General features: G+C 67.9%; 16 protein-coding genes. 2 read left to right on the top strand and 14 right to left on the bottom strand.

Annotation, left to right across the window (positions count from 1 at the left end):
- Positions 1-80 precede the first annotated feature (80 nt).
- Together ACE3T8_RS09560 and ACE3T8_RS09555 are read right to left on the bottom strand one after the other, a co-directional pair.
- Positions 81-701 carry a YdbL family protein gene (locus ACE3T8_RS09560; protein ID WP_374608822.1) on the bottom strand — a complete coding sequence of 207 codons (621 nt, stop codon included), beginning with the start codon at positions 699-701 and terminating at the stop codon, positions 81-83.
- A gap of 34 nt (positions 702-735) precedes the next feature.
- Positions 736-2,736: a hypothetical protein gene (locus tag ACE3T8_RS09555; protein WP_374608820.1), complete on the bottom strand. Its 2,001-nt coding sequence runs from the start codon at positions 2,734-2,736 to the stop codon at positions 736-738.
- Between the two features lie 63 nt (positions 2,737-2,799).
- Between ACE3T8_RS09555 and ACE3T8_RS09550 the strand changes: the two genes are divergently transcribed.
- Complete coding sequence (locus ACE3T8_RS09550) at positions 2,800-3,495, top strand: response regulator (protein ID WP_374608818.1); 696 nt, start codon at positions 2,800-2,802, stop codon at positions 3,493-3,495.
- Here ACE3T8_RS09550 and recO read toward each other — a convergent pair.
- The 9 genes from recO to rpoE form a co-directional block, all read right to left on the bottom strand.
- Positions 3,492-4,223 (bottom strand): DNA repair protein RecO, encoded by a 732-nt coding sequence (recO, locus tag ACE3T8_RS09545; RefSeq protein WP_374608816.1) that lies wholly within the window; start codon positions 4,221-4,223, stop codon positions 3,492-3,494. The two genes, ACE3T8_RS09550 and recO, sit on opposite strands and share 4 nt — an antisense overlap.
- A gap of 216 nt (positions 4,224-4,439) precedes the next feature.
- Positions 4,440-5,363, bottom strand: coding sequence for a GTPase Era (era, locus tag ACE3T8_RS09540; protein WP_374608814.1), 924 nt, complete (start codon positions 5,361-5,363; stop codon positions 4,440-4,442).
- Positions 5,360-6,064, bottom strand: a complete 705-nt coding sequence (rnc, locus tag ACE3T8_RS09535) for a ribonuclease III (protein WP_374608812.1) — start codon at positions 6,062-6,064, stop codon at positions 5,360-5,362. The genes era and rnc overlap by 4 nt, the downstream gene beginning before the upstream one ends.
- Complete coding sequence (locus ACE3T8_RS09530; protein WP_374608810.1) at positions 6,024-6,404, bottom strand: DUF4845 domain-containing protein; 381 nt, start codon at positions 6,402-6,404, stop codon at positions 6,024-6,026. The genes rnc and ACE3T8_RS09530 overlap by 41 nt, the downstream gene beginning before the upstream one ends.
- 28 nt (positions 6,405-6,432) lie before the next feature.
- A complete protein-coding gene (gene lepB, locus ACE3T8_RS09525) occupies positions 6,433-7,236 on the bottom strand; it encodes a signal peptidase I (RefSeq protein ID WP_374608962.1) in 804 nt (267 codons plus the stop codon).
- Between the two features lie 73 nt (positions 7,237-7,309).
- Positions 7,310-9,103: a translation elongation factor 4 gene (gene lepA / locus ACE3T8_RS09520; protein WP_374608808.1), complete on the bottom strand. Its 1,794-nt coding sequence runs from the start codon at positions 9,101-9,103 to the stop codon at positions 7,310-7,312.
- 133 nt (positions 9,104-9,236) lie between these two features.
- Entirely contained in the window at positions 9,237-10,769 is a 1,533-nt protein-coding gene (locus tag ACE3T8_RS09515; protein ID WP_374608806.1) for a DegQ family serine endoprotease, read from the bottom strand.
- A 65-nt stretch (positions 10,770-10,834) separates the two neighbouring features.
- A complete protein-coding gene (locus ACE3T8_RS09510; protein ID WP_374608804.1) occupies positions 10,835-11,710 on the bottom strand; it encodes a sigma-E factor negative regulatory protein in 876 nt (291 codons plus the stop codon).
- 10 nt (positions 11,711-11,720) lie between these two features.
- Positions 11,721-12,335 carry an RNA polymerase sigma factor RpoE gene (gene rpoE / locus ACE3T8_RS09505; RefSeq protein ID WP_374608802.1) on the bottom strand — a complete coding sequence of 205 codons (615 nt, stop codon included), beginning with the start codon at positions 12,333-12,335 and terminating at the stop codon, positions 11,721-11,723.
- A 164-nt stretch (positions 12,336-12,499) separates the two neighbouring features.
- Between rpoE and ACE3T8_RS09500 the strand changes: the two genes are divergently transcribed.
- The gene (locus ACE3T8_RS09500) at positions 12,500-14,575 is read left to right on the top strand and encodes a 3-hydroxyacyl-CoA dehydrogenase NAD-binding domain-containing protein (RefSeq protein WP_374608801.1); all 2,076 of its coding nucleotides are present in this window, start codon (positions 12,500-12,502) and stop codon (positions 14,573-14,575) included.
- A 61-nt stretch (positions 14,576-14,636) separates the two neighbouring features.
- On the opposite strand, the gene ACE3T8_RS09495 is transcribed toward ACE3T8_RS09500, so the two are convergent.
- Genes ACE3T8_RS09495 through ACE3T8_RS09485 form a run of 3 tightly spaced genes read right to left on the bottom strand, consistent with a single transcriptional unit; the run spans position 14,637 to position 16,080 of the window.
- A complete protein-coding gene (locus ACE3T8_RS09495) occupies positions 14,637-14,930 on the bottom strand; it encodes a DUF4380 domain-containing protein (protein WP_374608799.1) in 294 nt (97 codons plus the stop codon).
- Positions 14,897-15,718 (bottom strand): DUF4380 domain-containing protein, encoded by an 822-nt coding sequence (locus ACE3T8_RS09490; RefSeq protein ID WP_374608797.1) that lies wholly within the window; start codon positions 15,716-15,718, stop codon positions 14,897-14,899. The genes ACE3T8_RS09495 and ACE3T8_RS09490 overlap by 34 nt, the downstream gene beginning before the upstream one ends.
- Positions 15,718-16,080, bottom strand: a complete 363-nt coding sequence (locus tag ACE3T8_RS09485) for a PilZ domain-containing protein (RefSeq protein ID WP_187551693.1) — start codon at positions 16,078-16,080, stop codon at positions 15,718-15,720. The genes ACE3T8_RS09490 and ACE3T8_RS09485 overlap by 1 nt, the downstream gene beginning before the upstream one ends.
- Positions 16,081-16,113 lie beyond the last annotated feature (33 nt).

Raw genomic sequence — 16,113 nt, 5'->3', positions numbered from 1 at the left:
CGCTTACCCGGGCTACAACCGCTTGCTGCTACGCAAGCAGATCCTTCGCTTCGCTCAGGATGACTTCGCCACTGGCAAAGTCACTTCTGCTTCCAGCTCCCGCCGGACTCGTACCACCAGCCCGGGCGCGCGCTGGCGATCCACTGGCGGGCGAACACGTCGCGGATCTGGCTCTCCCATTCCGGGTGGCCATTGGCCACCGCGACTTCGCGATAGACCGCCTTGCGGTCGCGATTGTCGTCGGCGACCGCGGCGTTCATCGCAACGCGATCCTTGAGTTCCAGCTTGCCGGCGTCGCGCACGGTGACCAGGCCGTCGGCGGTGAAGCCGAGTGCGCCACTGTCGAAGCCGGCGCGCAACGTCGCGTTGAAGCGCGACTCCATCCGCGACTGGATCGACTGGATCGCCGGTGTCTTCAGGCTGATGTCCGGCGCCGACTGCGCCTGCGCGCTGCCGATGCCGACCAGCACCCACGGATCGAAACCGGACAGGTCGGAGCGGATCCGCGTGCCCAGCGCCGCCATGCCGCCAGCCGGCGCGGACGGATCCTTCATCTCGACCTTGTCGGCCTCGTTGATGACCTTTTCCACGAACTCGCGCGCCGCTTCCTTCGCCTCCGCGGCGGGGAAATAGACGTTGATCGTCACGCAGGCGCTCAACAACAACGCGCCCGCGACCGGCATGCCCAACCACTGCTTCATGACCTTGCTCCTGTATGCATCACTCGACGATTCGTCATTCCACGACCGGTGCCACTTCGCCCTTGCCGACCGCCACCAGGCGTTCGACCAGGGTGGGCCAGTCGACGTTGCGGTTGAAACCGACCACGTCCAGCCGTGGCAAGCCGGCCCCTTCGACGATAGTAAAGGCGTTGCCGCCCTGACTGCGATGTGAATCGAGGCCCGACATCGCGCAGACGTCGTTGGCGAGGCGGCAGCCGATGCCGATCCGCCGATAGCCGAAGTCGTCGAACAACCCGATCAACTGGCCTTGCAGGCTGGTCACGAAGGACGCATCGCCGACGCTGCTGATGTTCTGCACCGCGCGCTGGCTGATCCGCTGCTTGACCCCGGGCGCCTCGTCGGTGATGAAGCGCGCGTCGAACGCGACCGGCGTCCAGTCGACCAGGCGCAATCCCTCGATGCGCCCGTCGATGCGACCGGTGATGCTGCCGAAGCCGAGCACTTCGGTGAGCCGCAACAGGTCGAGGCCGTCGAACGCGATGTCCGCGCTCAGGCTGGGCGCGCTGCCGAACGGGCGCTCCAGCGACAGTGCCGAGAACGCCACCCGGCCGTCGAACAGCCGCAGCGACAGGCCGCCGTCGAAATCGATGCGCTCGTCGGCGTAACGCGCCTGCGGGATGTTGCCGCTCAGGCGTCCCTGGAACGCCGGCAGGCCCAGCGCCTGCGAGACCTTGCCGAAGTCGATGTCGTCCAGCGCCAGGCCAAAGTGGATGTCCATGCCGGCGGTTCCCTGCGGCGGCCGGATCACCACCTCGCGCAGGGTCATCGTCCCGTCCATGAGCGGGACCCGAACATCCTCGCGGAAGCGCAGCAGGCCATCGGCGCTGCTCATCGGCAGCCGGGCTTCGCCGAACGCCAGGCCGTACAACTGGCCACCCTGCCAGCGCAGCTCGCTGCGCACCGGTATCGATGCCGAATAGCGCAGGTCGCCGGCCAGCCGATCGAAGACGAAACGCCGCGCGGGGTCGCGCAGGTCGACGCCGTGCAGCACAGCGTCGACCCGCGACAGTGCGCCAGCCTGCGCTTCCACGCGCAGGTCCATCGCCCCGTGCAGGTCGACATCGCCCAGACCGAACAAGCCCATCCATCCGGACAGGTAGCGCTGCCGCAGCGGCGACATGTCGCGGCTGCGGGCATCGACCGCCATCGAGGACAATGCGCCATCGTTGGCGAATGCGAGCGTCCCGCTCGCCTGCAAGGCATCGCCATCGCGCCATTCGATGCGCGGCACGTGCCAACCGGCACCGACCTGTTTCATTGCATCGACGCGCAAGCCCACCGGCGTGGCCGGCAACGCGACATAGGTGTTCCCGGCGAGGAACTCGCCACCGCGCAGGTCGCCATCGAGTGCCAGCAAGGAGCGCGCGGGGGTGGTGCGGTAGTCGATGCGCAAATCGCCACCGAGGTTCTCGCCGGCGATCGTCGCGTCCTCGGTTTCCAGGCCGAGGCCACGCACTTGCAGCGGCCCGCTGATCCGCAACGGACGATTGGCTGGCGCCTCGATCGCCAGCGATGCATCGAGCAATCCGCCCTTCAAACGCGCTTCCGGCCACGCCTGCGACAGCAGCGCCTGCGCCCAGGCCATCGGCACGCGGGTGAGGTCGAGCGTGGTCAGGTCCGGCGTGGCGGCGCTGCGATCCAGTGCGAAGCGCGCGCCACCTTGCGTCAACGAGGCCTGCGTGGTCGCGGCATCGAACTGCACGGCCAACCGCAAGGGCGCGGCGTTGCCCGAACGCAACACGCCATCGCACTGCCAACCGTCGTTGGCCACGCGCCGCAGCGGGCAGCGCCAATGCAGGTCGCGATAGCGGTAGCCCAGGCCCGCCGCCTCGACCTTGCCCGCCCACAACTGCAAATCGCCGGTCGGGGCGCCTTCCGGCCAGTCCAGTCGCACCCGCACCTGTTCCAGCGTGGCGACCACCGTGCCGACCCTGGCGATGCGCGCCTGCGCCGTGCGCGCATGCACGGGCATGGCCGCTAGCATCGCCAGCACGTAACAACTCGTTAAGATCGAACGCCACATGCCCGCAGCATACAAAGCCGAGGTCGCATCGCGATGAATCCAGCCACCACCAGCGCCTTGCCGCGCCTGTTGCTGGTCGAGGACGACCCGATCAGCGCGGCCTTCCTGCGCGATGCCGCAAGCGCGCTGCCTGCCGAGGTACATGTCACCGGCAACCTGGCCGAGGCACGGCGCGCGATCGCTACAACGGACTTCGACCTGTGGCTGGTCGATGCCAACCTGCCGGATGGTCGCGGCGAAACCCTGCTCGATGCCGCCACAAGCAGGCATCGGACACCTGCGATCGCCCATACCGCCGCCGATGACGCAGCGGCGCGGGACCACCTGCTTGCCGCAGGCTTCGTCGAGGTATTGCGCAAGCCGCTGGGCGTGGCAGCGCTGCATGCGGCGCTGCGCCGGCAATTGCCGATGCCATCGCATCGCGTGGCCGACACCGACCTGCCGGACTGGAACGATGCCGGCGCGCTGGCCGCGCTCGGCGACGTCGCCCATGTCGACGCGCTGCGCCAGTTGTTCCGCCGCGAACTGCCCGGACAACGCGCGCGCATTTCGGCGGCCGCAGGCAATGTTGCGGCGATGCATGCAGACCTGCACCGGCTCGCTGCCAGTTGCGGGTTCGTCGGCGCAGACCGGTTGCGCGACGCAGTGCGCCACTTGATGGCAAGTCCGTCCGATCCTGCCGCAATGCAGGCATTCGTGGCCGCCGCCGATGCTGTGATCGCGGCCTAGGGCCTCGGCGTGGCCAGTCGTCCCAGTTCGCCCAGCATCTCCCACGACTTCAGGCCACGCCCGCCGAGGTGGTGCAGCAGCACGCCGCGCAGGGGCAGGCGCAGACTGGCCAGGTCCTCGCCGTTCGGCAGGCTGTCCTCGCCCAGCGCCTGCAGCGCGCGCCCGGTGGCGCTCTCGCGACGCTCGCCGGCGCGCTCCCCGAGGACGCGCCGCGGGCCGTGTTCCGCTTCGAGGCGATAGCGCGCGGCGGGATCGATCGGCGCACCATCGCCATCGCTGGCGTAGTCGAAGCCGCTGCCCAGTGCGTCCAGCAGGTCGCGCTCGAAACGGCGCAGGATCCACGCCAGCGCCTCGCCCGCACGCAGGCGCTCGCGCACCCGCGCATAGGCCGAATGCAACTCCGGCTGCGGCGCCTGCCGGGGCGCCAGCCGCATGCACAGCTCATTGAGGTAGAAGGCCGCCAGCACGGCATCGCCATGCAGCAGCGGCGCAGCGTCGACCGCTTCGGCCGCGGTCAGCTGCGCCAGTTCGCCGCGCTGCACGCCATCGAAGCGGATCGACTGCAGCGGCTGCAGGGCCGCACGCAAGACGTGCTTCTTCGGGCCCTGCACGCCGCGCGCGACCAGGCCGATGCGGCCATGCTCGGCGCTCAGGACCTCGACGAGCAGGCTGGTCTCGCGCCAGGCCCGCGCATGCAGCACGAACGCCGGCTCGCCGACGAAGCGCATCAAAACCTGCCCAGGATCCGTCGCGAGCGAAGGCACGCAGCCCGTGGTGGGTGAGGATGATTGATTGCAAGCCACCGGCTTGCAGTCGTCCGAACGCCCGAAGGCTGCGCCTGAGGGCCGGACTCGCAGAAAGCGGAATGTATGTGCGAATACATGAGCATTTCGAGCACCGCACGCGGGCTGCGTGCCGAGCGCAGCAGGATCATGGGCAGGTTTTCAGTCGTGGTAACCGAGCGAGCGCAACGCCGCTTCGTCGTCGGACCACCCCTCGCGTACGCGAACCCAGGTCTGCAGGAACACCTTGGCGTCGAACAGGCGCTCCATCTGCTGGCGCGCGCGGCTGCCGATCTCGCGCAGGCGCTCGCCGCCCTTGCCGATCACGATCGCCTTCTGCCCTTCGCGCTCGACCCAGACCACCGCGTCGATGCGGTACATCACGCCGCGGGTCGGCGACGGTTCTTCCTCGAACCGCTCCACCTCGACCGTGGTCGCGTACGGCAATTCCTCGCCGAGCTGGCGCATCAGCTGCTCGCGGACCAGCTCGCCGGCCAGGAAACGCTGGCTCTTGTCGGTGATCTCGTCCTCGCCGAACGCCGGCGCGGCCTCCGGCACCAGGCCCAGCAGGCTATCGACCAGTGCCTCCAGTCCCTTGCGCTTGAGCGCCGAAAGCGGATGCACCGCGGCGAACTCGCGGCCTTCGCTGACCTTGGCGATGAAGGGAAGCAACGCCCCCTTGTCCTTGATCTTGTCGACCTGGTTGACCACCAGCACCACCGGCAGCCCGCCGTCGCGGAGGGCGTCGAAGGCCAGGCCGTCCTCGGCATCCCAGCGGCCGGCCTCGACCACCAGCACCGCCGCATCCACGCCTTCCAGCGCGCCGCGCGCCGCGCGGTTCATCATCCGGTTCATCGCCTTGCCGGAACGCTTGCCCTGTTCGCCGTGGATCCCGGGCGTATCCAGCAACTGCAACTGCCCCCCGGGGAAGGTGGCGATGCCGAGCAAGCGATGGCGGGTGGTCTGCGGCCGGTTGGAGGTGATGCTGACCTTGGCGCCGACGAGGGCGTTAACCAAGGTCGACTTGCCGACATTCGGACGCCCGATCACCGCGATCGCGCCACTGCGTTGGGTCTGGTTGTTCATGCGTCGATGACCTGCATGGCGGCTTCGGCCGCCTGTTGTTCCGCGGCGCGGCGCGAACTGCCCTCGCCTTCGGTGGTGATGGCCGGTTCGGCCAGGCGGCAACTGACCCGGAACACCCGGGCATGGTCGTCGCCGGATTCATCGACGAGTGCGTACACCGGCAGCCCGCGCTGGCGCGCCTGCAGCCATTCCTGCAAGCGGGTCTTGGCATCCTTGCCGACCTTGTTGGCCGGCGGCAGCGCCGCGATCAGCGGGTCGAACCACGGCAGCACCACCCCGCGGCAGGCGTCGAAGCCGGCATCGAGATAGATCGCCGCAACCAGGGCTTCCAGTGCGTCGGCGAGGATCGAGTCGCGGCGATGGCCACCGGTCTTCATCTCGCCGGGGCCCAGCACCAGGTGCGCGCCGAGATCCAGCGTGCGGGCGATCCCGGCCAGGGCGGACTCGCGGACAAGCTCGGCGCGGCCGCGGGTCAACGCGCCTTCGTCGGCCTTCGGCCAGTGCGCGTAAAGCGCCTCGGCGATGAACTGGTTGACCAGCGCGTCGCCGAGGAATTCCAGGCGTTCGTTGTGCGGACTGCCGGCGCTGCGATGGGTCAGCGCCTGGTCGAGCAGTGCCGGGGCGGCGAACGCATGCCCGGCAAATGCCCGTGGCGCCAGGTCATTGCGCGGCTGCGCCACGCACCACGGCCTGCTCTGCATGGAACCTGCCGACCACGTCGAGGTTGGCGATCAGCTCTTCGCGACGCTCGTAGTCGACGGTCAGGTTGAAGCCGCTGTCGGTGGCTTCGATCTTGAGCATGTCCGGCTTGATGATCTTGACGTAGTCGATCTTCAGGTGCCTCGCGAACAACGCGCGGATCGCATCCTTGGACGTGGCGCTCGCGCTCTGCTCGTTGGCGATGCTGGCCAGCGCCTTTTTCACCGAGTAGTACTCGATGTACATGGGCACGATCTTCATGCCGCAGAACAGGAAGAGGATCACCACCGACAGGGTGATCAGGAACCCCAGCATGGTCATGCCGCCTTGCTTGCGCTTCATTCGTGCTCCCCTTTCCACAGTCGATACATCACGGAATCCGCTTGCCGATCCGGGAGGTGTCCACCCAGTGGTCGGCCTGGCGGTCGAAATTCATCCACACGATCATCGCCTTGCCACGCAGGTTGGCCTCCGGCAGGAAGTGCGTCTCCCAGAACCGGCTGTCCTCGCTGTTGTTGCGATTGTCGCCCATGACGAAATAATGCCCCTCCGGCACCGTCCAGTCACCCTCCCCCTGGTAGGGCAACGGGGTGTCGTCGCGGCGCAGGACAAAGTGGGGGCGACCGGGCAGTCCCTCGGTGAGCCTCGACGCACCGGTCATGTCGGCGCCCTGTCCTTCGCCCTGGTACACGCCTTCCATGCGGTAGGGGACTTCGCGGCCATTCACGGTCAGCTTGTTGTCGTGGTAGCCGACCGTGTCGCCGGGCAGGCCGATGACCCGCTTGATCCAGTCCTGGCGCGGATGGTGCGGCGGCCGGAACACCACCACGTCGCCGCGCTCGGGCGCACCGTTGGCGAGGAACTTCTTGTTGGTGATCGGCCAGCGCAGGCCGTAGGAGAACTTGTTGACCAGGATGAAATCGCCGATCAGCAGGGTCGGCATCATCGAGCTGGACGGGATCCGGAACGGCTCGGCCACGAAGCTGCGCAGGCCCAGCACCAGCAGCAGGATCGGGAAGAAGGCCTTGGAATAGTCCACGGCCACCGGCTCCTTGACCTCTTCGAGCGGGCTGGCGGCAGCGGCGCGGCGCTTGGCCAGGAACAGCTTGTCGAGCAGCCAGACCAGGCCGGTGAGGGCGGTCAGGGCGACCAGGATCGTCTCGAACCACACCATCATGCGAACTTCTCCATGTAGCGCCTGTTCCGTCCCGCGGGCACCTTCACCCGCCGGGAGAAGGAAGGGAACATCACTTGTTGTCGACCTGCAGCACGGCGAGGAAGGCTTCCTGCGGGATTTCCACGCTGCCGACCTGCTTCATCCGCTTCTTGCCCGCCTTCTGCTTCTCCAGCAATTTCTTCTTGCGCGATGCGTCGCCACCGTAGCACTTGGCCAGCACGTTCTTGCGCATCGCCTTGACCGTGGTGCGGGCGATCACCTGCGCGCCGATCGCGGCCTGGATGGCCACGTCGAACATCTGCCGGGGGATCAGTTCCTTCATCTTCTCGGTCAGTTCGCGACCACGGCGGTCCGCGTGGCTGCGGTGGACGATGATGCTCAAGGCATCGACCTTGTCGCCATTGATCAGGGTGTCCACGCGCACGAACGGGCCGGCCTCGAAGCGGACGAAGTGGTAGTCCAGCGAGGCATAGCCGCGACTCACCGACTTCAGCTTGTCGAAGAAGTCCAGCACCACCTCGGCCATCGGCAATTCATAGCTCACCTGCACCTGGCTGGCCATGTAGGTGATGCCGATCTGCACGCCGCGCTTCTCTTCGCACAGCTTGATCACGTTGCCGATGTAGTCCGGCGGAGTCAGGATGTTGGCGCGGATGATCGGCTCGCGGATCTCCTGCACCTGGTTGATCGGCGGCAGCTTGGCCGGGTTGTCCATCGGCACGATGCCGCCGTCGGTCTTCAGCACCTCGTAGACCACGGTCGGCGCGGTGCTGATGAGATTCAGGTCGTACTCGCGCTCCAGCCGCTCCTGCACGATCTCCATGTGCAGCATGCCGAGGAAGCCGCAGCGGAAGCCGAAGCCCATCGCCTCGGAGCTCTCCGGCTCGAAGCGCAGCGCGGCATCGTTCAGGCGCAGCTTGTCCAGCGCCTCGCGCAGGTCCGGGTAGTCCTCGGCATCGACCGGAAACAGGCCGGCGAACACGCGCGGCTGCATTTCCTGGAAGCCGGGCAGCGGGCCCGGCGCGGGATCGCCCGCCAACGTCAGCGTGTCGCCGACCGGCGCGCCATGCACGTCCTTGATCGACGCATGCACCCAACCCACCTCGCCTGCGCCCAGCCTCGCGAGCTCCTTACGCTTGGGGGTGAACACGCCGACCTTGTCGACCTGGTGGGTGCGGCCGGTCGACATCACCAGCAGCTTGTCGCCCGGCTTGATCTCACCCTGCATGACCCGCACCAGGCTGACCACGCCCAGGTAGTTGTCGAACCATGAATCGATGATCAGCGCCTGCAGCTTGTCGGTGTCGCGCGGGGTCGGCGCCGGGATTCGCTTGACGATGGCTTCCAGCACATCGCGCACGTTGAGGCCGGTCTTGGCGCTGATCGCCACCGCGTCCTCGGCATCGATGCCGATCACCGCCTCGATCTCCTCCTTGACCTTGTCGACGTCGGCGGTGGGCAGGTCGATCTTGTTGAGGACCGGCACCACTTCCAGGCCCTGCTCGACCGCGGTGTAGCAGTTGGCGACGGACTGCGCCTCCACACCCTGCGCCGCGTCCACCACCAGCAGCGCACCCTCGCAGGCGGCCAGCGAGCGGCTCACTTCGTAACTGAAATCGACGTGGCCAGGGGTGTCGATGAAGTTCAACTGGTAGGTCGTGCCATCCAGCGCGGTGTACGGCAGCGAGACCGACTGCGCCTTGATGGTGATGCCGCGTTCGCGCTCGATCGGGTTGGAGTCGAGCACCTGCGCTTCCATCTCGCGGTCCTGCAGGCCGCCGCACAGCTGGATGATGCGGTCGGCCAAGGTCGACTTGCCGTGGTCGATGTGGGCGATGATCGAGAAGTTGCGGATGGACCGCATGGCATCGTGCTGCATGGAAACTCGGCTGGGGGCTGCGACGGCAGCGGGTTCGCAGCCTGTCTGGGGTTAGCTCGACAGTATCGCACAGCCCCGTCCGCGCCTTGGCCGGCACGGACGGATTGCCGGCCGCGGCTCAGTCGCCGGCGGGGTTGATCGTCAGGTATTGGGTGCCGCCGCCACGCCTGACCAGCAGCATCACCGGCTTGCCGGTACCGACAGCGCGCAGCTGGGCATTGAGCGTGGCCGCGCTGGACACGTCGTTGCGGCCCACGGCCAGGATCACGTCGCCCGGACGCAAGCCGGCCTCGCGCGCAGCCACGCCTTCGACCCGCGCGACCAGCACGCCCTCGCCCGGCTGCAGGCCCAGCCGGCTGCGCCGCTGCGGGTCGAGATCCTCGCCGACGATGCCCAGCGCATTCGCCTGCGCGGCAGCGGCCGGGCGTGTTGCGCCGTCATCACCCGTTGCGGTACTCGCCGTGGCTTCGGTCAGCTGGTTGAGGGTCGCAGTGACCGTGCGCGGCTTGCCGTCACGAACCACTTCGATCGAGACCTTGGTACCGGGTGCCATCGCGCCGACGATCGGCGGCAGGTCACTGGAGTCGTAGACCGGCTGGCCATTGATGCTGCGGATCACGTCCTGGCGGAGGATGCCGGCGCGCTCCGCGGGACTGCCCACCTCCACGCGCGATACCAGCGCACCATTCGGCTCGGCCAGGCCCAGGGCCTTGGCATTGTCGCGGGTGATCGGCTGGATCTCCACGCCCAACTGACCACGGGTGACCTTGCCGGTCGCCTTGAGTTGCTGCACTGCGTTCATCGCCACGTCGATCGGGATGGCGAAGCTCACGCCCATGTAGCCGCCGGAATTGCTGAAGATCTGCGAGTTGATGCCGACCACCTGGCCGCGCGTGTCCAGCAGCGGGCCGCCGGAGTTGCCGCGGTTGATCGCCACGTCGGTCTGGATGAACGGCACGTAGCGCTGGCCCGCATACGGGTTGGCGCGACCGACCGCGCTGATGATGCCGGCGGTGACCGAATGGTCCAATCCGAACGGCGAGCCGATCGCGACCACCCACTGCCCGGACTTGAGCGCGCGGGAGTCACCGATGCGCAGCGTCGGCAAGCCCGAGCCGTCGATCTTGAGCAGGGCGACATCGGACTGCTCGTCGCTGCCGACCACCTTGGCCACGAACTCGCGGCGATCGGTCATGCGGATGCGCACCGTATCCGCGCCATCGACCACGTGGTGGTTGGTCAACACGTAACCGTCGGCGGAAATGATGAAGCCGGTGCCCTGCGACACCCCGCGCGGGCGGGCGTTCGGCTGGCCTGGCATCCCGGGCATCCCCGGGGTCATGCCGGGCCCGAAGAAGCGGCGGAAGAATTCCGGAATTTCCTCATCGTCCGGCATCTGCCGCGGGTCGCCCTGCTGTGCGATGGCCTGCGGCTTGCTGCCGATCTCCGCCTGCACGCTCACCACCGCCGGACCGACCTGGTCGACCAGGCGGGTGAAATCGGGCAGGCCGGCGACCAGCTCGGGGGCCGGCGCCTGCACCGCCGATTGCGCGGTGGCCACGCCATACCAGCTCCCCGCAGCAAGCCCGGCAGCGGCCAGGGCAACGGAGAGGACCAGCGGGCGCAGCAGCGGAGTCTTGGCAGCAGTCATCGTCGACGAATCCTCGTTCGCGTGAATGGAATCAGGTTGGCTGGATCGGGCGGTGCGCGTGCCCCTCAGGGCCGGCTGGCAGCGGTCGCAGGTGCATCGGCAGGCGTGTCCTGCGCGGCGGCAGGCGGCGGGATATCCGCCAGCCCCGGCGCCTGGAAGGGGTTGTACGGTGCGGCGACGCGGTCGTGCTCGCCGAAGCCGACGGTCAGTGCGTTGTTGCCGGCGTATTGCGGCAACACCGAACGCGGCCAAGGCCGGGTGACGATGTCGGGTTGCGGCGCGTCGATCGGCAGGCTGGCGACGGCAGCGACGGATTCGGCGTGGCGCTCGCGCAGCGGCGCGGCGATGGCGCGCGATGCCTCCACGTTGCGCGCGGTGTCGCGGTTGCGCTGCGGCCTTGCAGCGGCGGCAATCGCGGTCGCGGCGACCAGGGTCTCGCTGGACGCCGGCAGCGAGGGCGAGGTGGGCTCCGGCAATGACGGAACCGGTGCGGGATCGAGTGTTGTCGGTGCCGCTGCGATCTGTGTTTGTGGGGTGATGCCGGCGGGATCCACTGCAGGCTGCCGGGCGACGAAACCCACGACAACTGCAAGCGAGGCCGCCATCGCCGCACCACCACCCCAGCGCAGCCATGCCGGCTTGCGAGCGCGTGGTTCGACAGGCTCGCCTCGAACGGAACCTTGAGCCTCATCGAAAATCGCCGCCGAAACGCGCGTTGCGAAATCCGCCGGCAGCCGCTGCGCCGGCGCCAATCCGCGCATCACTTCACCCGACAGTCGCCATCGCTCCCAGCATTCGGCCAGCGGCGCATCGTGTTGCAGGCGGCGCAGCAGGAAGCGAGTTTCGTCGGCCGGCAACGCGCCATCCATCAATGCGGACAATTGCTCGCGGCTGCTCAGCTGGGTCAGGGTATTGGCGCGGAGGGTGGTGTCGTGGGTCATGGCGGCGGGCTCAGGCGTGCGAACGCTTGCGTTCGTCGTGGTCCAGCAGGGGCTTCATGCGTTCGTCGATCGCCTCGCGGGCGCGGAAGATGCGCGAACGCACCGTGCCGATCGGGCAATCCATGCGCTCGGCGATCTCCTCGTAACTCATGCCTTCCACTTCGCGGAAGGTGATCGCATCGCGCAGTTCGGGCGGCAGGTCTTCGACCGCGCGCAGCACCGTTTGTTCCAGTTGCTGGCGCATCAGTTCGCGTTCCGGCGTGTCGTTGTCGCGCAGGCGCAGGCCGGACTCGAACTGCTCGGCATCCTCGATTTCGATATCGTCGGTCGGCGGCTTGCGGTTGCTCGACACCAGGTGGTTCTTGGCGGTATTCACCGCGATCCGGTGCAGCCAGGTCGAGAACTGCGCATCGCCGCGGAAACCGCCGATCGCGCGGTAGGCGCGGATGAAGGTGTCCTGCGCCACGTCCTGGACTTCCGACCAGTCGTGGATGTAGCGCGAAATGAGCGCGGCCGTCCGGTGCTGGTACTTGCGCACCAGCAGGTCGAAGGCGGCGCTGTCCCCGCGTTGCACGCGGGCGACGAGATCCTGGTCCAGCGCTTGCGACACGTCGTCCTCGGCCATTTCGCGCCGGTCCTCGTTGATGAGCCCGGTCGCGTCCGGGCCTTGTGACAGCGATGATCGACGGAAGTTCCGCGCCAGCGCTTTTACCTGAAGGCGATTTGACAGGTATTCAAGCCGGGCCGGGCTAGGATGCTTCTTCACATACTGGTATGGATGGTACGCGCATGGCCGACTCCCCCGCCGCAGGCTTCGACGGGCTCCGCCTCCGCCACTGGAAACCGCAGCGCCGCGAGGATGGCGTGCTCGTCCTGCAGTTCGATCGCGCCGATGCGCCGGTGAACGCGTTCTCGCAGGACACGCTGATCGAACTGGCCGACGCGCTTGAACGGATCGCCATCGACCCACCCAAGGGCGTGGTCATCGCCTCGGCCAAGGCCAGCGGCTTCATCGCCGGCGCCGACCTCAAGGAATTCCAGGAGTTCGACCGCAAGGGCACCGTCGACGATGCGATCCGTCGCGGCCAGGACGTGTTCCAGAAGCTCGCCGAACTGCCCTGCCCCACGGTGGCCGCGATCCACGGCTTCTGCATGGGCGGAGGCACCGAGATCGCGCTCGCCTGCCGCTACCGGGTGGCCAGCAACGATCCGTCCACGCGCATCGGCTTGCCGGAAACCCAACTGGGCATCTTCCCCGGCTGGGGCGGCAGCGCGCGGTTGCCGCGCTTGGTCGGTGCGCCGGCGGCGATGGACATGATGCTCACCGGTCGCGCGTTGTCGGCGGGTGCCGCGCGCGGGATCGGACTGGTCGACAGGGTCGTCGAACCGGCGCTGTTGATCGATGCCGCGGCCACGCTGGCGCTGCGCGGCACCACGCGTCCATTCAAGCAGCGCGCGCTCGCGTGGGCGACCAACACCACGCTCGCGCGCAAGCTGCTCGCTCCGCAGATGGCCAAGCAGGTCGCACGCAAGGCGAAGAAGGATCATTACCCCGCACCGTATGCACTGATCTCCACCTGGCAGCGTTTCGGAGGCAAGGGCCTGCGTACCCGGCTTGATGCCGAACGTCGCGCGGTGGTGAAACTTGCAGGCACGACCACCGCCCGCAACCTGATCCGCATCTTCTTCATGACCGAGCGCCTGAAAGGCCTGGGCAAGGGCGATGCCGGCATCCGCCACGTGCATGTGGTCGGCGCGGGCGTGATGGGCGGCGACATCGCCGCGTTCGCCGCCTACAAGGGTTTCGAGGTCACCCTGCAGGATCGCGAGCAGCGCTTCATCGACCCGGCGATGGCCCGCGCGCAGGCGCTGTTCGAGAAGAAGGTCAAGGATCCCGCCAAGCGTCCCGCCGTGGCCGCGCGCCTGCAGGCCGACCTGGCCGGCGACGGTGTGGCGCATGCCGACCTGGTGATCGAGGCGATCATCGAGAACCCCGAGGCGAAGCGCGCGCTCTACCAGTCGCTGGAGCCGCGGATGAAGCCCGACGCCCTGCTCACCACCAACACCTCGTCGATCCCGCTCGACGACCTGCGCGGCCACATCGCGCGACCGGCGCAATTCGCCGGCCTGCACTACTTCAACCCGGTCGCGCAGATGCCGCTGGTCGAGATCATCCACCACGACGGCATGGCGCCCGAGACCGAGCGCCGGCTGGCCGCGTTCTGCAAGGCGCTGGGCAAGTTCCCGGTACCGGTCGCCGGCACGCCCGGTTTCCTGGTCAACCGCGTGCTGTTCCCGTACATGCTCGAAGCAGGCACCGCCTATGCCGAGGGCATTCCCGGCCCGGCGATCGACAAGGCCGCGGTGAAGTTCGGCATGCCGATGGGCCCGATCGAACTGATCGACACTGTGGGCCTGGACGTGGCCGCCGGCGTGGGCCGGGAACTGGCACCGTTCCTGGGCCTGCAGGTGCCGGCGGCACTGGCGCAGGTCGATCCCGCCAAGCGCGGCAAGAAGGACGGCCAGGGCCTGTACGCATGGGAGAACGGCAAGGCGAAGAAGCCCGAACTGCCGGCCGACTACAAAGCGCCCGACGACCTCGAGGACCGGCTGATCCTGCCGCTGCTCAATGAGGCCGTGGCCTGCCTGCACGACGGCGTGGTCGCCGATGCCGACCTGCTCGATGCCGGGGTGATCTTCGGCACCGGATTCGCCCCGTTCCGCGGTGGCCCGATCCAGTACATCCGCAGCGCTGGCGCCGATGCCTTGCTGGAACGGCTCAAGGCCTTGCAGGCGAAACATGGCGAGCGCTTCGCCCCGCGCCAGGGCTGGGACAATCCGACCCTGCGCGAACCGCCGCAATGATCGCCACTTGAATCACGGCACGCGAAAAAGGCGCTTCGGCGCCTTTTTTCGTTTGGCGAGGTCAGGGCTCGATGCCGGCCTCGGCCAGCATCGTCGCCAGGAAGGCCAGTTGCGCGTCGCGACGATCCGGACCGTCGTAGCGGCGCACGATCCAGGTCTCCTTCGCACTGGCTTCGGCATCGGGCGCGAGCGTGACGTAAGGCCCATGCACTTCCATCTCCAGTAGGCTGCCCGCCTGATCATTCGGCAACCAGTTCAAGTACAACTCGACCTGGCCGTGTTCGGGTTGGATGCGCTCGCGCGGCTGCAGCTCGAAGCGGATCACGAACGCTTGTCCGGCGCGGAAACCCGCCATCCATCCGGCGCGCGGCGGGATGAAGACCTTGCCGCGACGCCCCTGCTTGCCGGTGGCGGGGCTTCGAGGTCGAGGGTGAAGAACCCGCCTTCGGTCGTGCCCGAGAGCCTATCGAAGCCGGCATCGACATCGTGGCGCAATCGCACGTCGGCGTCGCTTGCGACCGACACGTACACGCGCGTGTCGGCGGGCACCCGGCTGTTGAACCAGATATCGCAGCTGACCGGCGTCGTGCGGATATTGCGCATGCTCGCCCGTGTTTCCAGCGTGCCCGGCTTGCCTGCCGGCAACGCGTAGTCGTACGTCATGCGCACACCGCTGACCGGGCTGGGCGGACCGCGCAGTTCGATCCGGTCCGCAGCCTGCCCCACGACCTCCGTCGCGGCATAGGACAGCCACGGATCCGGTGGCCACGGCGCCTGCGCATCGCGACGCGCGGGGTTGGCCTGCTGGTGCACCCACCAGTGCGATTGCGGACCCAGCCAGACCTGGTGGCCGAGGTAGCCGATGTCGCCCGCCTCGGCATCGACGCGTGGATCGGGTTGCGCGGCGACCGCATCGCCGACCTTCAGCAGGTTCGGTGCAGCGGGCAATGCGAGATGTAGCATGCGGCCGCCGAGCCGCGGCGAGACCTCGACAACGAGTCCAGCATCCGCAAGTCGCAGCCGCGAAGCACCGGCGTCGCGATCGCCGGCGAACGCGATCGGCAAGCACGACGCGAGCAGCATTCCGCACGACGACAACCACGCGCGAAGCGGCATGATGCGGCGCTCCGGCATGGTGCCCATCACATCGTCTGGGTCGGTTTGTCCGAATTGAGCGTGCCGGCCAGCGTGGTCTCGATCTTGCCGCGCACCGCTTCGCCCTCGGCGGTATCGGCGAACTGCACGCCGATGCCGGCGGGACGGCTGCCCTGCGCACCGGTCGGGGTGACCCAGCACACCTTGCCGGCGACCGGCAGGCGCTCGGACGAATCCGGCAGGGTCAGCAGCAGGAAGACTTCATCGCCGATGAAATAACGGCGGGTGGTCGGCACGAAGATGCCGCCCTGGCGCACATACGGCATGTAGGCGTTGTAGAGCGACGGCTTGTCCTTGACCACCAGCGACAGGATGCCCTGCCGTGCACCACCACCCATCGGACTGCTCATGCGTCATCCCCCGTTCGCGATGCCTGGCCTGCG

It is taken from the genome of Thermomonas sp., assembly GCF_041919455.1.
Taxonomy (GTDB): Bacteria; Pseudomonadota; Gammaproteobacteria; order Xanthomonadales; family Xanthomonadaceae; genus Thermomonas.
The sequence above is the reverse complement of the archived record's forward strand: the minus strand, read 5'-3'. Positions and strand labels throughout refer to the sequence as shown.

Excerpts from the sequence above, each read along its gene's own strand:
- ACE3T8_RS09560 (WP_374608822.1), bottom strand. The coding sequence starts at position 701 with ATGAAGCAGTGGTTGGGCATGCCGGTCGCGGGCGCGTTGTTGTTGAGC.
- ACE3T8_RS09550 (WP_374608818.1), top strand. The coding sequence starts at position 2,800 with ATGAATCCAGCCACCACCAGCGCCTTGCCGCGCCTGTTGCTGGTCGAG.
- recO (WP_374608816.1), bottom strand. The coding sequence starts at position 4,223 with ATGCGCTTCGTCGGCGAGCCGGCGTTCGTGCTGCATGCGCGGGCCTGG.
- era (WP_374608814.1), bottom strand. The coding sequence starts at position 5,363 with ATGAACAACCAGACCCAACGCAGTGGCGCGATCGCGGTGATCGGGCGT.
- rnc (WP_374608812.1), bottom strand. The coding sequence starts at position 6,064 with ATGCAGAGCAGGCCGTGGTGCGTGGCGCAGCCGCGCAATGACCTGGCG.
- ACE3T8_RS09530 (WP_374608810.1), bottom strand. The coding sequence starts at position 6,404 with ATGAAGCGCAAGCAAGGCGGCATGACCATGCTGGGGTTCCTGATCACC.
- lepB (WP_374608962.1), bottom strand. The coding sequence starts at position 7,236 with ATGGTGTGGTTCGAGACGATCCTGGTCGCCCTGACCGCCCTCACCGGC.
- lepA (WP_374608808.1), bottom strand. The coding sequence starts at position 9,103 with ATGCGGTCCATCCGCAACTTCTCGATCATCGCCCACATCGACCACGGC.
- ACE3T8_RS09515 (WP_374608806.1), bottom strand. The coding sequence starts at position 10,769 with ATGACTGCTGCCAAGACTCCGCTGCTGCGCCCGCTGGTCCTCTCCGTT.
- ACE3T8_RS09510 (WP_374608804.1), bottom strand. The coding sequence starts at position 11,710 with ATGACCCACGACACCACCCTCCGCGCCAATACCCTGACCCAGCTGAGC.
- rpoE (WP_374608802.1), bottom strand. The coding sequence starts at position 12,335 with ATGGCCGAGGACGACGTGTCGCAAGCGCTGGACCAGGATCTCGTCGCC.
- ACE3T8_RS09500 (WP_374608801.1), top strand. The coding sequence starts at position 12,500 with ATGGCCGACTCCCCCGCCGCAGGCTTCGACGGGCTCCGCCTCCGCCAC.
- ACE3T8_RS09495 (WP_374608799.1), bottom strand. The coding sequence starts at position 14,930 with ATGGCGGGTTTCCGCGCCGGACAAGCGTTCGTGATCCGCTTCGAGCTG.
- ACE3T8_RS09490 (WP_374608797.1), bottom strand. The coding sequence starts at position 15,718 with ATGGGCACCATGCCGGAGCGCCGCATCATGCCGCTTCGCGCGTGGTTG.
- ACE3T8_RS09485 (WP_187551693.1), bottom strand. The coding sequence starts at position 16,080 with ATGAGCAGTCCGATGGGTGGTGGTGCACGGCAGGGCATCCTGTCGCTG.